The organism is Stenotrophomonas sp. B1-1 (genome assembly GCF_010894375.1).
In the GTDB taxonomy this organism is placed as follows: Bacteria; Pseudomonadota; Gammaproteobacteria; order Xanthomonadales; family Xanthomonadaceae; genus Stenotrophomonas.
In genome coordinates, this window is sequence record NZ_JAAIUZ010000006.1 from 248,161 (window position 1) to 267,208 (window position 19,048).

Here is a 19,048-nt window from a genome sequence, read left to right on the forward strand (position 1 = left end):
CCGGAGGAGCTAGATGAGCGACAACGCCCCCCTGATCCATCCCACCGCCGTGATCGATCCCTCGGCGCGCCTGGCCGACGATGTGCGCGTGGGTGCGTTCACCCTCATCGGCGCCGATGTCGAAATCGGCGCCGGCACCGAGATCGGTCCGCACTGCAGCGTGCATGGCCCGACCCGGATCGGCCGCGACAACCGTTTCATCGGCCACGTGGCCGTGGGCGGCGAACCGCAGGACAAGAAGTTCAGCGGCGAACGCACCGAACTGGTGATCGGCGACCGCAACGTGTTCCGCGAGTTCGTGACCCTGAACCGCGGCACCGGCGGCGGCGGTGGCATCACCACCATCGGCAACGACAACTGGATGCTGGCCTACACGCACGTGGCGCATGACTGTCACGTCGGCAATTTCTGCGTGTTTTCCAACAACACCACCCTGGCCGGCCACGTGACCGTGGGCGACTACGTGATCATCAGCGGCTTCGCCGGTGCGCACCAGTTCTGCCGTATCGGCGCGCATGCCTTCCTGGGCATGGGTGCGCTGACCAATGGCGATGTACCGCCGTTCACCATGGTCGGCACCGATTCGCTGGGCCGCCCGCGCGGCATCAACAGCGAAGGCCTGAAGCGCCGCGGCTTCGATGCTGGCCGCATCACCGCCATCAAGCGTGCCTACCGCACGCTGTACGTGGCAGGCCTGCCGCTGGCCGAGGCCAAGCAGCAGCTGGCCGAACAGGCACAGGGCAGCGACGACGTGAAGGCCATGCTGGACTTCATCGAGCATGCCGAGAGGCCCCTGCTGCGATGAGCAGCACGACCGGCCAGGCGCCGGCCGGCGCCGACGTGATCCCGCTGGCCTCGATGGCCGGCAGCGTGCCTGCACAGCGGGTGCTCAGCGAGCGCCCGTTGCGCATCGCGCTGGTGGCCGGTGAGGCCTCCGGCGACCTGCTCGGTGCCGGTCTGGTGCGCGAGCTGAAGGCACGCTTCCCGCATGCCGAATTCGCCGGCATCGGCGGCGATGCCATGCGCAACGCCGGCTGCCAGACCTGGCACGACGCCAGCGAACTGGCAGTGATGGGCCTGACCGAAGTGCTGCGCCACCTGCCGCGCCTGCTGAAGCTGCGTTCGGCGTTCCGCCAGCGTGCGCTGGAATGGCAGCCGGACGTGTTCATCGGCATCGACGCGCCCGACTTCAACCTGGGCATCGAGCGCTGGCTGAAGCAGCGTGGCGTGCCCACCGTGCATTACGTCAGCCCCTCGGTCTGGGCCTGGCGCGAGAAGCGTGCCGAGAAGATCGGCAGCAGCGCCGACCTGGTGCTGTGCCTGTTCCCGATGGAACCGCCCATCTATGCGCGGCATGGCATCGACGCACGCTTCGTCGGCCACCCGATGGCCGACGACATCCCGCTGCACGGTGATCGCGATGCGGCACGTGCAGAGCTGGGCCTGCCGGCCTCGGCCAAGGTGCTGGCGGTTCTGCCGGGCAGCCGCCTGGGCGAGATCTCGCGCCTGGGCGAACCGTTCTTCGAAGCCGCCTGGCAGGTCTCCGAACGCATTCCGGGCCTGCACGTGGTGGTACCCGCCGCCAATGCCGCCTGCCGCCGCCTGATTGAAGAACAGTTGTCCCGCTCGGCGCTGCCGGTGGCCTATTCGCATGTGCTGGATGGCCAGGCACGGGCGGCGATGATCGCCGCCGACGTGGTGGTGCTGGCCTCGGGCACGGCCACCTTGGAAGCGATGCTGGTGAAGCGGCCGATGGTGGTCGGCTACCGGGTGAATGAACTGACCTATCGCCTGGTGAAGGCGCTGGGCCTGATCAAGGTGGATCGATTCGCCCTGCCCAACATCCTGGCCGGGCAGGACCTGGCACCGGAGCTGATGCAGCACGACTGCACGCCCGACGCGCTGGCGGCGGCCGTGCAGCAGTGGTTCGACCACCCGCAGCGGGTGGCCGACCTGCAGGGCACCTATGCGCGCCTGCATGAACGCCTGCGCCGCAATGCCTCGGCCCGTGCGGCCGACGCGGTGGGTGAGCTGCTGCTGCGCACGCTGGAAGCCGCGTGAGCCGCCGTGCGGCCGCTGCGGCCAGCCTGGCGCTGTTCGACGGGGCGGCCGTAGTCGAGCCCGAACGCCTGGTGGCCGGCGTGGACGAGGCCGGCCGCGGCCCCCTGGCCGGCCCGGTGGCGGTGGCGGCAGTGGTGTTCGATCCGTCGCGCCCGCGCATCAACGGCCTGGACGATTCCAAGCAGTTGACCGCCGCCCGCCGCGACCAGCTGTACGACCGCATCATGGAACGGGCACTGGCCTGGCACGTGGTGCTGGTGGATGTGCAGGCCATCGACCGGCTGAACATCTACCAGGCCACCCTGCAGGGCATGCGCGATGTGGTGGCCGCGGTGGCCCACGTGGCCGGCTTCGCCCGCATCGATGGCAACGTCGTGCCCAAGGGCCTGGTGCTGCCGGCGCAGGCGCTGGTGGGCGGCGATGGCATCGACCGCGCCATCATGGCCGCTTCGATCCTGGCCAAGGTCTCGCGCGACCGTTACATGCAGGATCTGCACGTGCGCCATCCTGAATATGGCTTCGACCAGCACAAGGGCTATGGCACCCCGGCGCACCTGGCCGCGCTGCGGGCGCACGGTCCCTGCGCCGAGCACCGGCGCAGTTTCGCCCCGGTGCGTGACTGCCTGGCATCCGCGCCGCCGGCCAGCGCCGCGATTGCCTGAATACACCCGGTAGCGCCGGGCCATGCCCGGCGGAATGCGCGCTATCACCCCCCGTCAAGTCCTTGTCGCCACCCCCTGCCCTCGGTACCCTGACCGGGCATTCCAGCGCTTTCCGACCCCGGCGACGATTCCCCGTCAGCTCCCGGGGCCCGCGCGCTCCAACCTGGTCCGGCATGTCCAACTCTCGCTTCGTACATCTCCACGTCCACACCGAGTTCTCGCTGGCGGACTCGACCATCCGCGTGCCGGCCAAGCCCGACCAGGCGGACCCGAAAAAAGCCAAGCAGGCCAACCTGCTGTCGCGCTCGGTGGAACTCGGCCTGCCCGCCCTGGCGGTCACCGACCTGAACAACCTGTTCGCCCTGGTGAAGTTCTACAAGGCCGCCGAAGGCGTGGGCATCAAGCCCATCGCCGGCGCCGACGTGATGATTGCCGAGGAAGGCCAGGACCCGTGGCGGATGACCCTGCTGTGCCGCGACCGCGAGGGCTACCTGAGCCTGTCGCGATTGCTGACCCGCGCCTGGATGGAAGGCCACCGCGCCGAAGGTGGCGTGGCCGTGCACCCGGACTGGCTGAAGGCCGGCAACGCCAGCCTGTTCGCCCTGGCCGGGCGCGAAAGCCTGGCCGGGCGCCTGGCGCTGGACGGCAAGCACGACCTGGCCGAGCAGCAGCTGGCCGACTGGCAGCGCGTGTTCGGCGATGGCCTGCACCTGGAACTGACCCGCACCGGCCGCGAAGGCGAGGAAACCTTCAACCGCTTCGCGCTGATGGCCGCCGGCCAGCGCGGCCTGCCGGTGATCGCCAGCAATGACGTGCGCTTCCTGGCGCCGACCGATTTCAGCGCGCACGAAGCTCGCGTGTGCATTTCCACCGGCCGCGTGCTGGACGACCCCAAGCGCCCGCGCGAGTACAGCGACCAGCAGTACCTGAAGTCGGCCGAGGAAATGTGCGCGCTGTTCGCCGACATTCCCGATGCGATCGACAACACGCTGGCGCTGGCCGAGCGCTGCAACATCGAGATGCGCCTGGGCACCTACTTCCTGCCCAACTACCCGGTGCCCGACGACGAAACGCTGGACACCTGGATCCAGAAGATGTCGCGCGACGGCCTGACCGAGCGCCTGGAAAAGAATCCGCTGGCGCCGGGCAAGACCCGCGAGGACTACTTCGAACGCCTCGAGTTCGAGCTCAACACCATCATCAAGATGGGCTTCCCCGGCTACTTCCTGATCGTGGCCGACTTCATCCAGTGGGGCAAGAACCAGGGCATTCCGATCGGCCCGGGCCGTGGTTCCGGTGCCGGTTCGCTGGTGGCGTGGGCGCTGAAGATCACCGATCTGGACCCGCTGCCGTACAACCTGCTGTTCGAGCGCTTCCTGAACCCCGAACGCGTGTCGATGCCCGACTTCGACATCGACTTCTGCATGGACCGCCGCGACGAGGTGATCGACTACGTGGCGCGCAAGTACGGGCGCGAACGTGTCAGCCAGATCATCACCTACGGCACCATGGCGGCCAAGGCGGTGGTGCGCGACTCCGGCCGCGTGCTGGGCTTCCCGTATGGCCTGGTCGACGGCGTTTCCAAGCTGATCCCGAACATCCTGGGCATCCACCTGAAGGATGCGCTGGGCAAGGGCAAGGAAGGCCCCAGTTCGGAAATGGCCTCGCCGGAACTGATCCAGCGCTACGAGACCGAGGACGATGTCCGCGACCTGATCGACCTGGCGCTGCAGCTGGAAGACCTGACCCGCAACGCCGGCAAGCACGCCGGTGGCGTGGTGATCGGGCCCGAGCCGCTGAGCGAGTTCTGCCCGCTGTACGCCGAACACGACGAGAACGGCCTGGGCAAGAACCCGGTCACCCAGTTCGACAAGAACGACGTGGAAGAAGTGGGCCTGGTGAAGTTCGACTTCCTGGGCCTGCGCACGCTGACCATCATCGACTGGGCGGTGAAGGCGATCAACAAGCGCCACGAGCGCGCCGGCATTCCGCCAGTGGATATCGCCGCGATCCCGCTGGACGATGCGCCCACCTACAAGGACATCTTCGCCAACGGCAACACCGGCGCGGTGTTCCAGTTCGAATCCTCGGGCATGCGCCGCCTGCTGAAGGACGCACGCCCCGACCGTTTCGAAGACCTGATCGCCCTGGTGTCGCTGTACCGACCGGGCCCGATGGATCTGATTCCATCGTTCAACGCGCGTAAGCACGGCCAGGAAGAAATCATCTATCCCGACCCGCGCACCGAAGCCATCCTGAAGGACACCTACGGCATCATGGTGTACCAGGAGCAGGTGATGCAGATGGCGCAGATCGTCGGCGGCTACTCGCTGGGCGGCGCCGACCTGCTGCGCCGCGCGATGGGCAAGAAAGTGCCGGCGGAAATGGCCAAGCACCGCGAGATCTTCCGCGAGGGTGCGGCCAAGGATGGCGTGGACGAAGCCAAGGCCGATGCGATCTTCGACCTGATGGAAAAGTTCGCCGGCTACGGTTTCAACAAATCGCACGCCGCCGCGTACGCGCTGGTCAGCTACCAGACCGCGTGGCTGAAGCGCCACTACCCGGCCGAGTTCATGGCCGCCACGCTGTCCTCGGACCTGGACAACACCGAGAAGGTGGTCGGCTTCCTGGACGAGGTGCGCAACCTGGGCCTGACCGTGCTGCCGCCGAAGGTGAACCACTCGGCCTTCATGTTCGAAGCAGTCACCCCGGACACCATCCAGTACGGCCTGGGCGCGATCAAGGGCGTGGGCCAGGGCGCCTGCGAAGCGGTGGTGGACGAACGCCTGAAGGGCGGCGACTACAAGGACCTGCTGGACTTCTGCACGCGCGTGGGTTCGGCCAAGCTCAACCGGCGCACGCTGGAAGCGATGATCAACTGCGGCGCGCTGGACGAACTGGGCCACAACCGCGCCTCGCTGATGCTGCAGTTGCCGGAAGTGATCAAGGCCACCGACCAGATGGCGCGCGAGCGCGCCTCGGGCCAGAACTCGCTGTTCGGCGGCCCCGACCCGAGCACGGTCAGCATCCAGCTGGACCTGCCCGAGGCCGAGGAATGGCCGCTGCTGCAGCGCCTGAACGGCGAGCGCGACACCCTGGGCTTCTACCTGAGCGGGCACCCGTTCGACCCGTGGCGCGACGATGTGCGCGACCTGGTCGGCAACGATCTGGGCGCGGTGGAAAAGATCTGGAGCGCCAACAGCGGTGGCGGCGGTGGCGGCGGCGAAAAGCGCTGGCGCCCGGAAGTGCAGACCGTGCTGGCCGGCCAGGTGGTGGGTGTGCGCCGCAAGGGCGAAAGCCAGATCTTCATCCAGCTGGAAGACGGCCGCGGCCGGGTCGAATGCAGCGCGTTTTCCGATGCGATGGCCGAGTTCGGCCATCTGATGACCAAGGACCGCATCCTGGTGGTCAAGGGCGGTCTGCGCGAGGACGAATTCAACGGCGGTTTCGCCTTGCGCATCCGCCAGTGCTGGGACTTCGATGAAGTCTGCGCCAACTACGCCACGCGCCTGTCGCTGCGCCTGGACCTGCGCCAGCAGCGCCCGGTCTGGGAACGCGTGAATGCCGTGCTCGACCGCCATCGCCCCGGGCGAACGCCGCTGCGCCTGGACCTGCTGCTGAAGAGCCCGCAGGGCGGCGTGGCCGGCATGCTCGACGTGTCCGGGCAGAGCGCGGTGCGCATCGATTCCAAGCTGATGGAGGCGCTGCGCGCCGACCCGGCGGTGCGCACGCTGAAGGTGCGCTACAGCCCGCCGTGGGCCAACTGAGGCCGCGCCTGATTATTTTTTCCCGTTGTCTGTATCAAGGACGATCTTCCGTCATGAAAACGCTGTTGTTCCCCCTCGTCGCTGCGCTGGCGCTGTCCGCATGCTCGTCCAAGGTCGATTTCGAGATCGACAACCCCACCGCCACGCCGCTGGCCATCAGCATCGACGGCAAGGACCTGCCGGTAGCCGCCAACGCATCGCGTGCGATCAGCCTGGCCCCGGGTGAGCACCACCTGCACACCGAACGCCTGGGCGATGTGCGTTTCATCGTGTATGCCGACGGCCGTGGCGGTCTGATCAACCCGACCCTGAGCGAGTACGTGACCGCGCGCGAGATCTACGTGACCGGCGAGGACAAGCTGAAGAACTTCGGCAGCAGCGGCCTGGGCATGGAACTGGGCGGGGTGCAGTTCAATGGCCCTTACGAGAAGCACCACGGCCTGTTCATCGACAAGAACTGGAACTTCGGCGTGCGCCAGCCGTTCCCGGAAGAACAGATCGTGGCCCACGTGGATGCCAGCGGCGGCAAGATCAGCACCAAGGTGTTCACCGCCCCGGACTTCATCGACTACGTGGAACAGAGCATGGGCGAACCGGGTGCCTTCAAGCGTGAGCAGCCGGCCGGCTACGTGGCCCCGGTCTACACGCTGGAACCGGCCCCGGCCACCCTGCCCGCGCTGGACCCCGCCTTCGAGGCGCATGCCGGTCCAATGCGCGATCTGTATGCGCGCTGGCTGAAGGCCAGCACCGCTTCGGAGCAGAAGGCCCTGCGCAAGGAAGACTTCAAGGCCAGCATGGCCTTCACCCAGGCCACCATGACCCTGGGCTCGACCCTGCCGGTGGCCGCCAACGAGGCGTACAACGACTTCGTGACGATCCGCAGCACCGAGATGGCGCGCAGCGCGCTGGTCGTGCCCTGACGCCCCCTGTTTGCCTGCCGCGCTGACTGGCGCGTCCTGCCCGGCTGGGTTACCGTCGCCTTCCAGACGAAGGCGTACGGGGCGTTCCGGCGCATTCGGCTAGAATTCCCCTCTTCTTTACACGACGGCTTCCGATGAATCCGAACTACCTCGACTTCGAGCAACCCATCGCCGACCTGGAAGCCAAGATCCAGGAACTGCGCAACGCCAGTGCCGGTCCGGCGGTCAATGTCGAGGCCGAAGTGCACGCGCTGCAGGACAAGCTGCGCATGCGCACCGCGCAGATCTTCCGCAACCTGACCTCGTGGCAGGTGCTGCAGCTGGCCCGCCACCCGTCGCGCCCGTACACCGCCGACTACATCCGCATCATCTGCGATGAGTTCCAGGAACTGGCCGGCGACCGCGCGTTTGCCGACGACAAGGCCATCATGGGCGGCCTGGCCCGCATCAATGGCCGTTCGGTGATGGTGATCGGCCACCAGAAGGGCCGCGACACCAAGGAAAAGATCAAGCGCAACTTCGGCATGCCCAAGCCGGAGGGCTACCGCAAGGCCCTGCGCCTGATGAAGATGGCCGAGCGCTTCGGCCTGCCGGTGCTGACCCTGATCGACACCGCCGGCGCCTGGCCGGGCATCGATGCCGAATCGCGCGGCCAGTCCGAAGCCATTGCCCGCAACCTGATGGAGATGGCCGAGCTGAAGGTACCGGTGATCTGCACGGTGATCGGCGAAGGCGGTTCCGGCGGCGCGCTGGCGCTGGGCGTGGGCGACCGCACCGTCATGCTGGAATACGCGGTGTATTCGACCATCACCCCGGAAGGCTGCGCCTCGATCCTGTGGAAGGATGCCGGCAAGGCCAAGGATGCCGCTGAACAGCTGGGCCTGACCGCGCCGCGCCTGAAGAGCCTGGGCCTGGTGGACAAGGTGGTGCGTGAGCCGACCGGCGGCGCCCACCGCAACCCGACCCAGATGGCCAAGCGCCTGAAGGCCGTGCTGCTGAACGAGCTGGACGCGCTGGACAAGCTGTCCACCGAACAGCTGATCGAGCAGCGCTACACGCGCCTGCGCAGCTACGGTACGTACGAAGCGGCCTGATCGGGCCGCGTTGCCTGTTCGGGATACTCACGACGCGGCCTGATCGGCCGCGTTGTCTTTTGTAGAGTCGAGCTTGCTCGACTGCTGTTGATCCAGGCAGTCGAGCATGGCTCGACTCTACAAGCGCCCATCCACGCATGGCGTGGATCTACCGGTCAGAACGGCTTGGCCAGCACCAGCCAGACGATCGGAATGAACGCCAGCAGCGGGATCTCGTTGATCCAGCGCAGCGCGCGCGACGACGGCAGTGCGCGGCCCTTGGCCACGCCCTTCAGCAGGCGGCCGGTCCAGATGAAGTACGCCAGCAGCACGACCACCAGGCCCAGCTTGGCGTGCAGCCAGCCGGCACCGCCCGGCGCGACCATGGTCGGGAAGTCCGGAATGACCTTGTAGCCCAGCCACAGCACCAGGCCCAGCACGAAGGCCAGGCCGAACATGGAATGGCCGAAGCGGTACAGGCGCATGCCCATCAGCTGCAGGCGCGCCACCACCGCCGGTTGGCCCGCCGTCTCGGCCAGGTTCACCAGGATGCGCGGCAGGTAGAAGACCGTGGCCATCCAGGCCACCACGAACACGATGTGGAAGGTCTTGACCCAGTAGTAGCTCTGCATGCGCTCGCTCCGGCGGCTGGCGTGGATGAGCGCTATTGTCGCAGTAGAGCCACCCCATGGGTGGCTGCCGCGGCCAATTGCCGCACCACACACCCCAGCCACGCATGGCGTGGCTCTACTATTACGCTCCGCTTTCATCACCGTGCCCTGCCCATGGACAAGACCTACGACGCCGCCTACTTCCAACGCTGGTACCGCCGCGCCGACATCGGCGGCAGTGCCCGCCTGGCCCGCAAGGTGGCTCTGGCCGTGGCCAGCGCCGAGTACTACCTGGAACGGCCGATCCGCAGCGTGCTGGATATCGGCTGCGGCGAAGGCGCCTGGCGCGCACCGCTGCTGAAGCTGCGTCCGAAGGTCCAATACCTTGGCTTCGACAGCAGCGAGTACGCTGTGCGCCGCTACGGTCGTACCCGCAACCTGCACCTGGCCGCATTCGGCGATTTCGCCTGGCTGCGGCCGTGCGCTCCGGTCGACCTGCTGGTGTGCTCGGACGTGATGCATTACGTGCCCGACCGCGAGCTGCGCGCCGGCCTGGCCGGCCTGGCCGAGCTGACCGCTGGGGTGGCCTTCCTGGAAACCTTCGCCGCCGAGGATGAATTCGACGGCGACCACGAGGGCTTCCAGGCACGGCCGGCGCGCTGGTACCGGCGCGAGCTGGCCCGCCAGGGCCTGCAGGCCGTGGGTTCGCACCTGTGGCTGGGCCCCGGATTGGCCGGCGAGGCGGCGGCGCTGGAACGGATGTGAATCCGGATTCACTTTTTTCAGCAAACTTAACCCGCGGGACACTGGGATGGGATATGCTGCGCGGCAACATATGACCATACATATTCGGTCGGCATGCTCTATCAACTGCACGAACTGACCCGCAACCTGCTCGCCCCCTGGGTGCACCAGGCCCAGGCCAACGCCCGCTTCTTCACCAATCAGGGTCACTGGTGGTCGCAGATGCCCGGCGCTGATCGCCTGGCGGCCGTCAATGAACTGTTCCATCGCATCGGCAAGGATTACGAGAAGCCCGAATGGGGCATCAACGAAATCGAGGTCGAAGGCGAACGCGTGCCGATCGTGGTGCACGAAGAGGTCAGCAAGCCGTTCTGCAAGCTGCTGCGCTTCAAGCGCCACAGCAACGAAGCCGAACAGCTGCACACCATGCTCAACCAGCCGTTCGTACTGGTGGTGGCGCCGCTGTCGGGGCACCACGCCACGCTGCTGCGCGACACCGTGCGCACCCTGCTGCGCGACCACCGCGTGTACGTCACCGACTGGGTGGATGCACGCATGGTGCCGGCCAGCGAAGGCGAGTTCGGGTTGGACGATTACATCGCCTACATCCAGGAATTCATCCGCCACCTGGGCGTTGAACGCCTGCACGTGGTGAGCGTGTGCCAGCCGACGGTGCCGGTGCTGGCCGCGGTTTCGCTGATGGCCAGCCGTGGCGAGCCGACCCCGCGCACGCTGGTGATGATGGGCGGGCCGATCGATGCGCGCTGCAGCCCCACCGCAGTGAACAACCTGGCCACGCAGAACCCGCTGTCGTGGTTCGAGAACAACGTGATCCACACCGTGCCGGCCAGCTACCCTGGCGCCGGCCGCCGCGTGTACCCGGGCTTCCTGCAGCACGCCGGCTTCCTGTCGATGAATCCCAGCCGCCACTTCAGTTCGCACTGGGATTTCTACGCCGATCTGGTCAAGGGCGATCTGGAAGACGCCGACGCGCATCGCCGTTTCTACGATGAGTACAATGCGGTGCTGGACATGCCGGCCAAGTACTACCTGGACACCATTTCGGTGGTGTTCCAGGACTTCCTGCTGCCGCGCGGCGAATGGGTGGTGAACGGCGAGAAGGTCGACCCGTCGGCGATCCGCGATACCGCGCTGCTGAGCATCGAAGGCGAGCTGGACGATATTGCCGGCCTGGGCCAGACCGAAGCAGCGCAGGCGCTGTGCACCGGCATCGCGGCCGACCGCCGCGAGCACTTCATCGTGGAAGGTGCCGGCCATTACGGCATCTTCAGCGGCCGCCGCTGGCGTGAAGTGGTGTACCCGAAGGTGCGCGATTTCTTCGCCGCCCATGCCGAAGCCCCGGCTGCGAAGGCGACGAAGAAGAAGAGCAACGTCACCCCGCTGCGGCGCAAGGCCGGATAAGCCTTGGCCTTGGGGTCGGATCCCTTTACAACGGAAAGGGCTCTGACCCCTGCACCCTGCACGTGACGGGGTCAGAGCCCTGTTCTGCGAACAGGGATCCGACCCCTTCGCCTTGCACCTACCGTGAAGCCCGACGTCTGATGGTGCGTACCAACCAAGGTTGGCACCTACCAGAGCGGCGTGCCAACCAAGGTTGGCACCTACCAGAGCGGTGTGCCCGCACCTACCGTTACAGCCGCACCAGCAGGTGCTTGGCCAGCATGCCGTGCAGTTTGCCGATGCCGCGTGCCAGGTGCATCGTCAGCAGCAGCAGCAGCGCGCCCACCACGGCCAGCACCGGCGTTGCGGCCAGCGGCAGCACATTGGTGCCATCGATGTAGATGCTCGGCACGGTGGCATCGAACAGCGCCGCCACCGGCGACCAGATGAAGGCCAACGACACCGACAGCAGGGTGACCGCGATGGTGAAGTACACGATGCCCAGCGGCAGCATCAGCAGGAAGTACAGCAGCGTCAGCCAGGTGCGGCCATCGGTGAACATATCGCCGATGCGCTGCAGCCAGCTGCGGCTGCGATCGGTGTACTGCGGCCGGCGCGGCATGCGCTCACCCAGCAGCGCTTCCACCAGCCGCCCTTCCAGCAGCGCCAGACCGCGCACCGAACCGAAGAACAGCACCGTCAACGGCACGCCGATGATCAGGATCATCAGGCCCAACGACAGCGACAGCCCGGTCACTACCCAGGTGAAGAAGAACGTGCCGGTGGCCAGCGACAGCAGCATGTAGAACAGCGCGCCATAGGTGTGCGGATCCAGCACGACGCCGAAGAAGCGCGCCCACCAGGTACGCGGCTTCGCCGCCGGCAGCGCCGCCGCAGGGGCCGCCCCGCTGGCTTCGGCCGCCGCGCGCAGCACCGGCGCGGTGTCGGCGCGCGGCGTACGCAGCGCGCGGTTCACGGTCACCTCGGTTTCGCGGTAGATCTCGGCCACTTCCTGCGGCGCGCCATAGCTGCCGGCCACATCGGCAATCACCTCGGCCTCGCTGCGGCCGGACTGCGCGGCCAGTTCCGAGCGCAGGTATTCCTCGGCGTCGTACAGGGCATCCTGCACCATGGCCGGGTCAGCCCCTTCCAGCGCCGCGCGCAGCTGCGCCAGATACTGGGCAATGGTGGTGGGCAGGGCCGTGCCTGCCAGGTTCAGGTCGTTCATTGCGGTACCCCCTCCAACACGGAATCGACGGAATCGCGGGTGGCCTGCCAGGCCTGGCGCCACTGCGCCAGCACCTCGTGGCCACGTTCATTGATGCGGTAGTAGCGGCGCGGCGGGCCACTGCTGGACGGCTCCACGTGGCTTTCCAGCAGCCCGGCGCCTTCCAGGTTGCGCAGCACCGGGTACAGCGCGCTCTGCTTGCCACTCAGCACGCCATCGCCCACGCGCTCCAGCTCCTTGGCGATCAGGTAGCCGTACAGCGGCTCCCCGGCCCGGGCCAGTACCGCCAGCAGGGCCAGCGATACCGTGCCGGCGCTGAGCTCCTTCTGGAACTTCTTCAGGTGGACATCGTCGTCGGACATGGCCGGCCCTCCACTATGTTGGAGTCAACAGTAGTATGAAGTCCGGTATAGCGAATGTGTCGTTAGTCACCCTGCCGTGAGGCAAGGGGGCGTCAGGCTTGGCGCACGGCCAGCAGCACCTGTGCCGCAACGGCCTCGGGCAAGGCATGCCTGCCCGCTTCAAGCCGGCTGACCAGAGCCTGCCGGCGGGCGGGGCCCAGCGGCGAGTACTGCTCGCTGCGGCGAAGCCAGTCGTGCGCGAGCTGCAGGTGCCACGCGCGCTCATCTTCGCGCTGCGGCATCGCATCCAGCAGCAGGTCAAGGTGCTGCCACAACGGCAACCGCGGCAGCAGCCGGAGCAGCCCAACGCATGCCACGGGCGAAGGACCATCGTGGCAGAACGCCAGCAGCCTCGGTGGATCCAGCTCCGCAACCCACAGCGCGTTCGCGCTGTCCAGCATCGCATTCACCGTGCGACCCGGCATTTCCAGTGCCACCCGCAGCAACGCCAGGCCGGCGCCGCCCTCGGCCCGCACCCAGCCGCGCAGGCAGTTGCGCTGATGACGCGCCGACACCTGCGGCAACCGGGCGCGCAATGCAGGCACATCCTCGGCCTCGGCGTGATCGGCGAGCGCTGCCAACGCCTCGCGCCAGCGTCCGCGCCCTGGCGGCTGCAACTCCTGGCGCCACAACGCGATGGCGGGACGGGCCTGCCGCTGTTGCAGCAGCCATGCCGCCAAGCGGCGCACACCGCGCGAACGGTCGAATGCCGCCGCTTCGATGTGCGCGTCCAGTCCAGCCACTTCGCGTTCCACCAGCGCGCGCAGCGCGGCACCACGCACGCGGGCGGATGGCGCGGACAGGGCCAGCGGACACAGCCTGTCGATGTCCATGGGCGTGCCATGCCGCAGAAGGTCGGTCAGCGCCTGATAAGAAACGTGCGGATCACTGTCGCCCAGCGCATGCGCGCGCAGTGCTGCCCGGTCTTGGTGGGTCTGCAGCGCGATGGCATAGGCCGCCAGCCGCGTACGTGCGTCGGGGTGCCCCAGCAATCCTTCAAGGACCTGCTGGCGGGAGGGCGATGCCAGCCACCCGAACAGCGTGTCCTGCAGCCACGCGCGGTCGATGCGCTGCGCATTGCGCAGGCGCACCACGATCGGCCAGGCCGCCAACACGTGATGTACCGCGCACTGCCCGAGCAGGGACAGCACCACCTCCTGCGCCACCGCACGCACCTCGGCCACCCAGTCATTGCAGCGCAGCAGGGCGCAGGACAACGTCAGGTGGCTGGGCACCGAGCGCATCGTTCGCAGCGCCGCCTCGCGGGTATGGCCGTTGCCATCGCATCCGGCAAGGAACAATGCCGCCGCCCGTACTTCAAGCGATGCGCCCTGGTAGATCTGCACGCTGGAAAGCAGTTCGTTCTGCCGTGGTGCCCACCAGCTGCGCAGACGCTCATCGACGTCGAACAGCGTGCGAGGAGGCAGTGCCTGCAACCAGCGCACAGCGTCCACGTCATCATCAACGAAGCCTCTCAACGTCCATTTGACCAGCGCGTGCAACGCCGCTTCGGGCGTGGCGGAGTGTTGTTCGCTCATTGCATGCTTCCCTGCCGACGTGCACACAGTGCCGTACGCGCATCGGCAAAACCAGAGGGCATCGATGGCGCAGGCGCCGCCGGTGGCGCAGAATCGGCTGACACCTTCGTTCCGGGGATCCCATGCCGCACCGCCGTCGCACTGCCCTGACCGCCCTCGCCCTCGCGTGCCTGCTGCCCGCCCTGGCCAGCGCTGCCACGCCCTACCGCAGCCCGCAGCAGATCCTTGATGCTTCCGCGGCCAGCGATTGGCGCACCCCGGACCCGGCCAACCTGCTGTACATGGATCTGCCGGCCGGGCGGGTGATCATCGAACTGGCGCCGCAGTTTGCCCCGCGCCATGTGGCCAACATCCAGACCTTCGCCCACGAGCATTTCTGGGACGGCACCAGCATCTACCGTTCGCAGGACAACTTCGTGGTGCAGTTCGGCGATGCCGACGCCGACGACGCCAACAAGGCCAAGCCGTTCGGAAGCGCCGCGCGCAAGCTGCCGGCCGAATTCGAACGCGCCAGTACTGGCCTGAAGGTGAGCGTATTGCCCGACCGTGATGGCTGGGCCGCGCAGACCGGTTTCGTTGATGGCTTCCCGGTGGGCCAGGACCCGCAGGCCGGCAAGGCCTGGCTGGCACACTGCTACGGCATGCTGGGAGCGGGCCGCAGCAACGAAGAAGACAGCAGCATCGGCGCCGAGCTGTACGTGGTGACCGGGCAGTCGCCGCGCCAGCTGGACCGCAACATCACCTTGGTTGGCCGCGTGCTGAAGGGCATGGAACTGCTGAGCGCGATTCCGCGCGGACCGGCGCCGATGGGCTTCTATGCAGACCCGAAGCTGCGCACGCCGATCATATCGATCCGCCGCGCCAGCGACGTGCCCGCGGCCGAGCGCACCCCGATCCAGGTGCTGCGCACCGATTCAAAGACCTTCGCCGACACGGTGGAAGCACGGCGCAACCGCGTGGACGATTTCTACAAGCGCCCGGCCGGGCATATCGACCTGTGCAACATCCCGGTGCCGGTGCGGTAGCGCCGGGCCATGCCCGGCGAGTGCCGCGACGGGTTCGGTGCGTGGCACATGCTGAAGGCACATCATTGTTCATGGGCGTCACTTTTCTTTGCCCGCGCAAAGAAAAGTAACCAAAAGAAACGCGCCGCCGTCCGCGAGCCGGCGCTGCGCGCCGGTACCCTGCGCTCCTCGGTCCGTCGAGGGACGGCGCGGAACTCGCTGCGCTCAGACACCCGCGCCTCTTCGCCCTCGCCGGACCTGCGGTGCTCGGCTCGCTTCAAGGCGGACCCAGATCAAAACCCACAGCCGCGCGCCCACGCATCGATAGCGCCGATGCGCCTCAGCTTTTCTGGCTGACCGCCACGCTACCCAGGATCAATCCGCCGGCAACCAGCATCTGCAACGTCACCGGTTCGCCCAGGAACAGCCAGGCAAACGCGGCGCCGAACAGCGGAATCAGGTAGGTCACCGTGGACGCACGTGACGGGCCAATGCGGCCGATCAGGCGGTAGAACATCAGGAACGCCAGGCCGGTGCAGGCCACGCCCAGCGCGATGGCCGCGCCCCAGGCCTTCAGCGGAATGGCACCCTGCGGCCAATGCGTTACCGCCATCGGCAGCATCCACAACGAGGCACAGCCCAGGGTCGCGGCAGCGGCGGCCGCCGATGGCAGGCCGGTCATGTGCCGCTTTACCAGGTTCACCCCCAGCCCATACAGCAGCGACGCCGCGGCGCCTGCCAGCACGGCCATGCCGATGCTCAGGCCCGACACCTTGGCCGTGGCCAGTACCACCACGCCAGCAAAGCCGACCAGCAGCGCGCCGGCGCGACGCACACCGATCTTTTCGCCGAAGAACAGGAACGCGATCAGCGCGGCGAACAACACCGTCATCGCATTGCAGATCGCACCGATCGCCGCCGGCGCCTGCTCGGCCGAATAGGCGAACAGCACGAACGGCAATGCCGAGTTGATCAGCCCGATCGGCGCCAGCCACAGCCAGCGGCGCGGCGGGAACTGCGCACGGGCACGCCACAGAAACGGCATCAGCACCAGCGCGCCCAGCACCAGGCGCACTTCCACCAGCGCGAACGGCCCGAACGAGGGCACGGCCACGCGCATGAACAGGAACGAGCAGCCCCAGATGGCGCCCAGCAGGGTCAGTTCCAGCGGCGTGCGCCAATCGCGCTCGGCCAGCTGTGGTACCGCATTCATGTGCTGCCTCCGTCCATCGTCTGTCAAACCACCGGGCACACAGCATCGGCCGCAGACGCCTGCCGCACAAGCGCGTAGTATCGCTGTCAGCCACAAATATGGTTTGAGGCTGGACATGCTGCTACGCCCTTCCCTGCTGCCTGCACTGGCCGTCTTCGCGGTGGCCGCACGCCACCAGAACTTCGCCCAGGCCGCCCAGGAACTGCACCTGACCGCCAGCGCGGTCAGCCACCATGTGCGCCGCCTGGAAGAGGTGCTGGAAACCCGCCTGTTCCTGCGCCATGCGCGCGGGGTGCGCCTGACCGCCGAGGGCCGCCAGCTGGCCGACGCCGCCAGCGCCGCGTTCACCGATGTGGCCGCCGTGGCCCACCACCTGCAACCGGACGCCGACAGCGTGACCCTGCGGGTGACCACACTGCGGTCGCTGTCGTACTGCTGGCTGCTGCCGCGCCTGCCGCGCTTCACCCAGGCCCACCCGCAGATCCGCATCGAACTGCACACCGGCAGCGGCCTGGACCGCTACGACGACAGCGGCCCGGAAGTCGGTATCCGCTACGGTCTGGGCCAATGGCCGGGACTGCACGCGCAGCACCTGATGGACGACCAGCTGTTCCCGGTGGCCTCGCCGGCGTTGGCCGGGGTGGAAGCACTGGACGACCCGGCACGCATCGCCGACCTGCCGCTGCTGAGCGATCTGTCCCCGCAGGGCTGGCGCGACTGGTTCCGTCACGCCGGGGTGCGACCGCCCTCGCCGCTGCCGCCCATGCACACCTTCGCCGACAGCACCGATGCGATGCGCGCGGCGGTGTATGGCATGGGCGCGGTGCTGGCACGCACCCACATCGCGCAACCGTACCTGCAGCGCTACGAAGTGGTGCGCCTGCCCGGCCCCGCAATGAAGGCGCGCTACAGCTACTACGTGGTGCATGCCGAAGGGCAACCGCCCGGCCCGGCGGCGCGCGTGTTCATCGACTGGCTGCTGGGCCAGGCGCACGACGAGCGCACGCCCATTCCCGCCCTGCCCGACAGCCTGCTGGGCCGCACACCTACCGTCGGCTGACAGCGCCCTCACCCGGTCTTTGCCTGCCGCTGGCTAGGCTGCGCTGAACTCCCACCACGTGCCACTGCCATGTCCATGCTGCGACTGCGAATCACCGGAACCGAAGACGATGCCCGCGCCATCAGCGATCTGCTGCTGGGGTTGGAAGGTATCGAGCACGTTGAAGAAACCGACGACCTGATGCCGCACATGGATGACGACGATTCCAGTTCGGCCGGCCTGTCGGACGATATCGGTCCGGGCATCCACGAGCTGGAAGTGGAAGTTGGCAACGAGAGCACCGCGCAGAAGGTGCGCGATGCGGTGCAGGAACTGGCGCTGGAGCTGGATGTGTTCGTCGAATACGAGACCGACGAGGGTTGAGGCGTCGCCGGGCATGGCCCGGCGCTACCGAAACACATCGCCGGGCATGGCCCGGCGCTACCCGCACTGGGGCGCCGGTCAGGCCTTGCGACGGCGGCGCCGCCACCAGGTACGGACGCCCCAGCCACACAGCAGCGCGATAATCGCCACCGGCAACAACGCGGCGGCCGCGCGGATCAGGAAGGCCACGCTGGTGCTGAGAATGCTGCCCGATTCACTCAGCGCTTCACCGATCTCGCTGCGGCTGCGCTGGCCCGAGGTCGTGCCGAAGTGCACCGTCACCAGCTGCGTGTCGATGCGTCGGCGCTGCTGTGCGCTGTCCTTGTTGGCCTGCTCCACGCCCGCCTCGATTTCAGACAGCCGCGCGGTAACCGCCAGCAGTTCTTCCACCTTCAGGTCCTTGCGGTCCTGGTAACTCAGCAGGCGCGCGTGCTCCTTTTCCAGCCGCGCCTTGGTCAGCGCGGTATCGGCCACCTGCTGGGCCAGGTCTTCGGCGCGGGTGTTGCGCGACTGCACGGTGCCACCTTCGCCAGCCAGCGCGATCAGCGGTTCGGTACCCTTGGGCGCAATGCGCACGCGCACCTCGCCATCGGGGCGTTCGCCGCTGCGCTGGTTGACCTGCAGGACTGCGCAGTCGCCGAACTTCGCGCTCTGGCAGGCCTGCGCGATCTGCTGGATGCGCGGCGCGATCTGCTCGGCCGGCAGCTGCACTTGCACGTCGTGCTCGTAGGCCAGGAACGCGCCTTCCGGTGAAGCGACCGCGGCGGCGGCCACACCGCCGGCATCGGCGGCCATATCACCGTTCTTTGCACAGGCGGCCAGGGCCAGCGCCAGCAGCGCCCCCTTGGCCATCAGCGCCATCGTGCCGTAGCGGCCGCGTCCCTGTTCCTGCATGTCCTGCGCTCCAATGAAGATTCCCTGAGGCGCACATGGTAATCCTATGGCAGGGGGACAAAGCAGCCCCGGCGGCCTATGCTCGGGGTTTGACCCCGTACAGGAACG

The 19,048-nt window shown here is 67.5% G+C and carries 17 protein-coding genes; 11 read left to right on the forward strand and 6 right to left on the reverse strand.

Features of this window, described 5'->3' with window-relative positions; translation table 11 throughout:
* The first annotated feature begins 13 nt into the window (after nucleotides 1-13).
* From lpxA to G4G00_RS05800, 6 genes are all read left to right on the forward strand, one after another.
* The gene (gene lpxA / locus G4G00_RS05775; protein WP_108749057.1) at nucleotides 14-805 is read left to right on the forward strand and encodes an acyl-ACP--UDP-N-acetylglucosamine O-acyltransferase; all 792 of its coding nucleotides are present in this window, start codon (nucleotides 14-16) and stop codon (nucleotides 803-805) included.
* On the forward strand, nucleotides 802-2,061 hold the full coding sequence (lpxB, locus tag G4G00_RS05780) for a lipid-A-disaccharide synthase (RefSeq protein ID WP_108752586.1): 1,260 nt from the start codon (nucleotides 802-804) through the stop codon (nucleotides 2,059-2,061). The genes lpxA and lpxB overlap by 4 nt, the downstream gene beginning before the upstream one ends.
* A complete protein-coding gene (locus tag G4G00_RS05785) occupies nucleotides 2,058-2,723 on the forward strand; it encodes a ribonuclease HII (protein WP_108752585.1) in 666 nt (221 codons plus the stop codon). Before lpxB ends, G4G00_RS05785 begins: the two co-directional genes overlap by 4 nt.
* Before the next feature lie 173 nt (nucleotides 2,724-2,896).
* Nucleotides 2,897-6,490: a DNA polymerase III subunit alpha gene (dnaE, locus tag G4G00_RS05790; RefSeq protein WP_164271780.1), complete on the forward strand. Its 3,594-nt coding sequence runs from the start codon at nucleotides 2,897-2,899 to the stop codon at nucleotides 6,488-6,490.
* Nucleotides 6,491-6,543: 53 nt separating this feature from the next.
* Nucleotides 6,544-7,410, forward strand: coding sequence for an ABC transporter substrate-binding protein (locus tag G4G00_RS05795; RefSeq protein WP_108752583.1), 867 nt, complete (start codon nucleotides 6,544-6,546; stop codon nucleotides 7,408-7,410).
* Between the two features lie 134 nt (nucleotides 7,411-7,544).
* A complete protein-coding gene (locus tag G4G00_RS05800; protein WP_108752582.1) occupies nucleotides 7,545-8,504 on the forward strand; it encodes an acetyl-CoA carboxylase carboxyltransferase subunit alpha in 960 nt (319 codons plus the stop codon).
* Nucleotides 8,505-8,659: 155 nt separating this feature from the next.
* Here G4G00_RS05800 and G4G00_RS05805 read toward each other — a convergent pair whose 3' ends face one another.
* A complete protein-coding gene (locus G4G00_RS05805; RefSeq protein ID WP_108752581.1) occupies nucleotides 8,660-9,115 on the reverse strand; it encodes a CopD family protein in 456 nt (151 codons plus the stop codon).
* A gap of 153 nt (nucleotides 9,116-9,268) precedes the next feature.
* Here G4G00_RS05805 and G4G00_RS05810 point away from each other — a divergent pair, with 153 nt between their 5' ends.
* On the forward strand, nucleotides 9,269-9,859 hold the full coding sequence (locus G4G00_RS05810; RefSeq protein WP_108749050.1) for a class I SAM-dependent methyltransferase: 591 nt from the start codon (nucleotides 9,269-9,271) through the stop codon (nucleotides 9,857-9,859).
* A 93-nt stretch (nucleotides 9,860-9,952) separates the two neighbouring features.
* A complete protein-coding gene (phaZ, locus tag G4G00_RS05815; protein ID WP_108755767.1) occupies nucleotides 9,953-11,260 on the forward strand; it encodes a polyhydroxyalkanoate depolymerase in 1,308 nt (435 codons plus the stop codon).
* Between the two features lie 229 nt (nucleotides 11,261-11,489).
* Here phaZ and G4G00_RS05820 read toward each other — a convergent pair whose 3' ends face one another.
* The 3 genes from G4G00_RS05820 to G4G00_RS05830 all read right to left on the reverse strand — a co-directional run bounded on the left by G4G00_RS05820 (nucleotide 11,490) and on the right by G4G00_RS05830 (nucleotide 14,406).
* Nucleotides 11,490-12,467, reverse strand: coding sequence for a sensor domain-containing protein (locus G4G00_RS05820; RefSeq protein WP_164271782.1), 978 nt, complete (start codon nucleotides 12,465-12,467; stop codon nucleotides 11,490-11,492).
* The gene (locus G4G00_RS05825; protein WP_164271784.1) at nucleotides 12,464-12,829 is read right to left on the reverse strand and encodes a PadR family transcriptional regulator; all 366 of its coding nucleotides are present in this window, start codon (nucleotides 12,827-12,829) and stop codon (nucleotides 12,464-12,466) included. The genes G4G00_RS05820 and G4G00_RS05825 overlap by 4 nt, the downstream gene beginning before the upstream one ends.
* 92 nt (nucleotides 12,830-12,921) lie before the next feature.
* Entirely contained in the window at nucleotides 12,922-14,406 is a 1,485-nt protein-coding gene (locus G4G00_RS05830; protein WP_164271787.1) for a HEAT repeat domain-containing protein, read from the reverse strand.
* Between the two features lie 122 nt (nucleotides 14,407-14,528).
* On the opposite strand from G4G00_RS05830, the gene G4G00_RS05835 reads away from it, so the two are divergent.
* Nucleotides 14,529-15,431, forward strand: coding sequence for a peptidylprolyl isomerase (locus G4G00_RS05835; protein WP_108752576.1), 903 nt, complete (start codon nucleotides 14,529-14,531; stop codon nucleotides 15,429-15,431).
* A 319-nt stretch (nucleotides 15,432-15,750) separates the two neighbouring features.
* Here G4G00_RS05835 and G4G00_RS05840 read toward each other — a convergent pair whose 3' ends face one another.
* Complete coding sequence (locus tag G4G00_RS05840; protein WP_108752575.1) at nucleotides 15,751-16,623, reverse strand: DMT family transporter; 873 nt, start codon at nucleotides 16,621-16,623, stop codon at nucleotides 15,751-15,753.
* A gap of 115 nt (nucleotides 16,624-16,738) precedes the next feature.
* Between G4G00_RS05840 and G4G00_RS05845 the strand changes: the two genes are divergently transcribed.
* Nucleotides 16,739-17,683 (forward strand): LysR substrate-binding domain-containing protein, encoded by a 945-nt coding sequence (locus tag G4G00_RS05845; RefSeq protein ID WP_108752574.1) that lies wholly within the window; start codon nucleotides 16,739-16,741, stop codon nucleotides 17,681-17,683.
* 69 nt (nucleotides 17,684-17,752) lie between these two features.
* Nucleotides 17,753-18,046 (forward strand): hypothetical protein, encoded by a 294-nt coding sequence (locus G4G00_RS05850; RefSeq protein ID WP_108749042.1) that lies wholly within the window; start codon nucleotides 17,753-17,755, stop codon nucleotides 18,044-18,046.
* 78 nt (nucleotides 18,047-18,124) lie between these two features.
* Here the strand turns inward: G4G00_RS05850 and G4G00_RS05855 are convergent, their stop codons facing one another.
* The gene (locus G4G00_RS05855) at nucleotides 18,125-18,898 is read right to left on the reverse strand and encodes a DUF4349 domain-containing protein (protein WP_108754757.1); all 774 of its coding nucleotides are present in this window, start codon (nucleotides 18,896-18,898) and stop codon (nucleotides 18,125-18,127) included.
* Nucleotides 18,899-19,048: the final 150 nt, after the last annotated feature.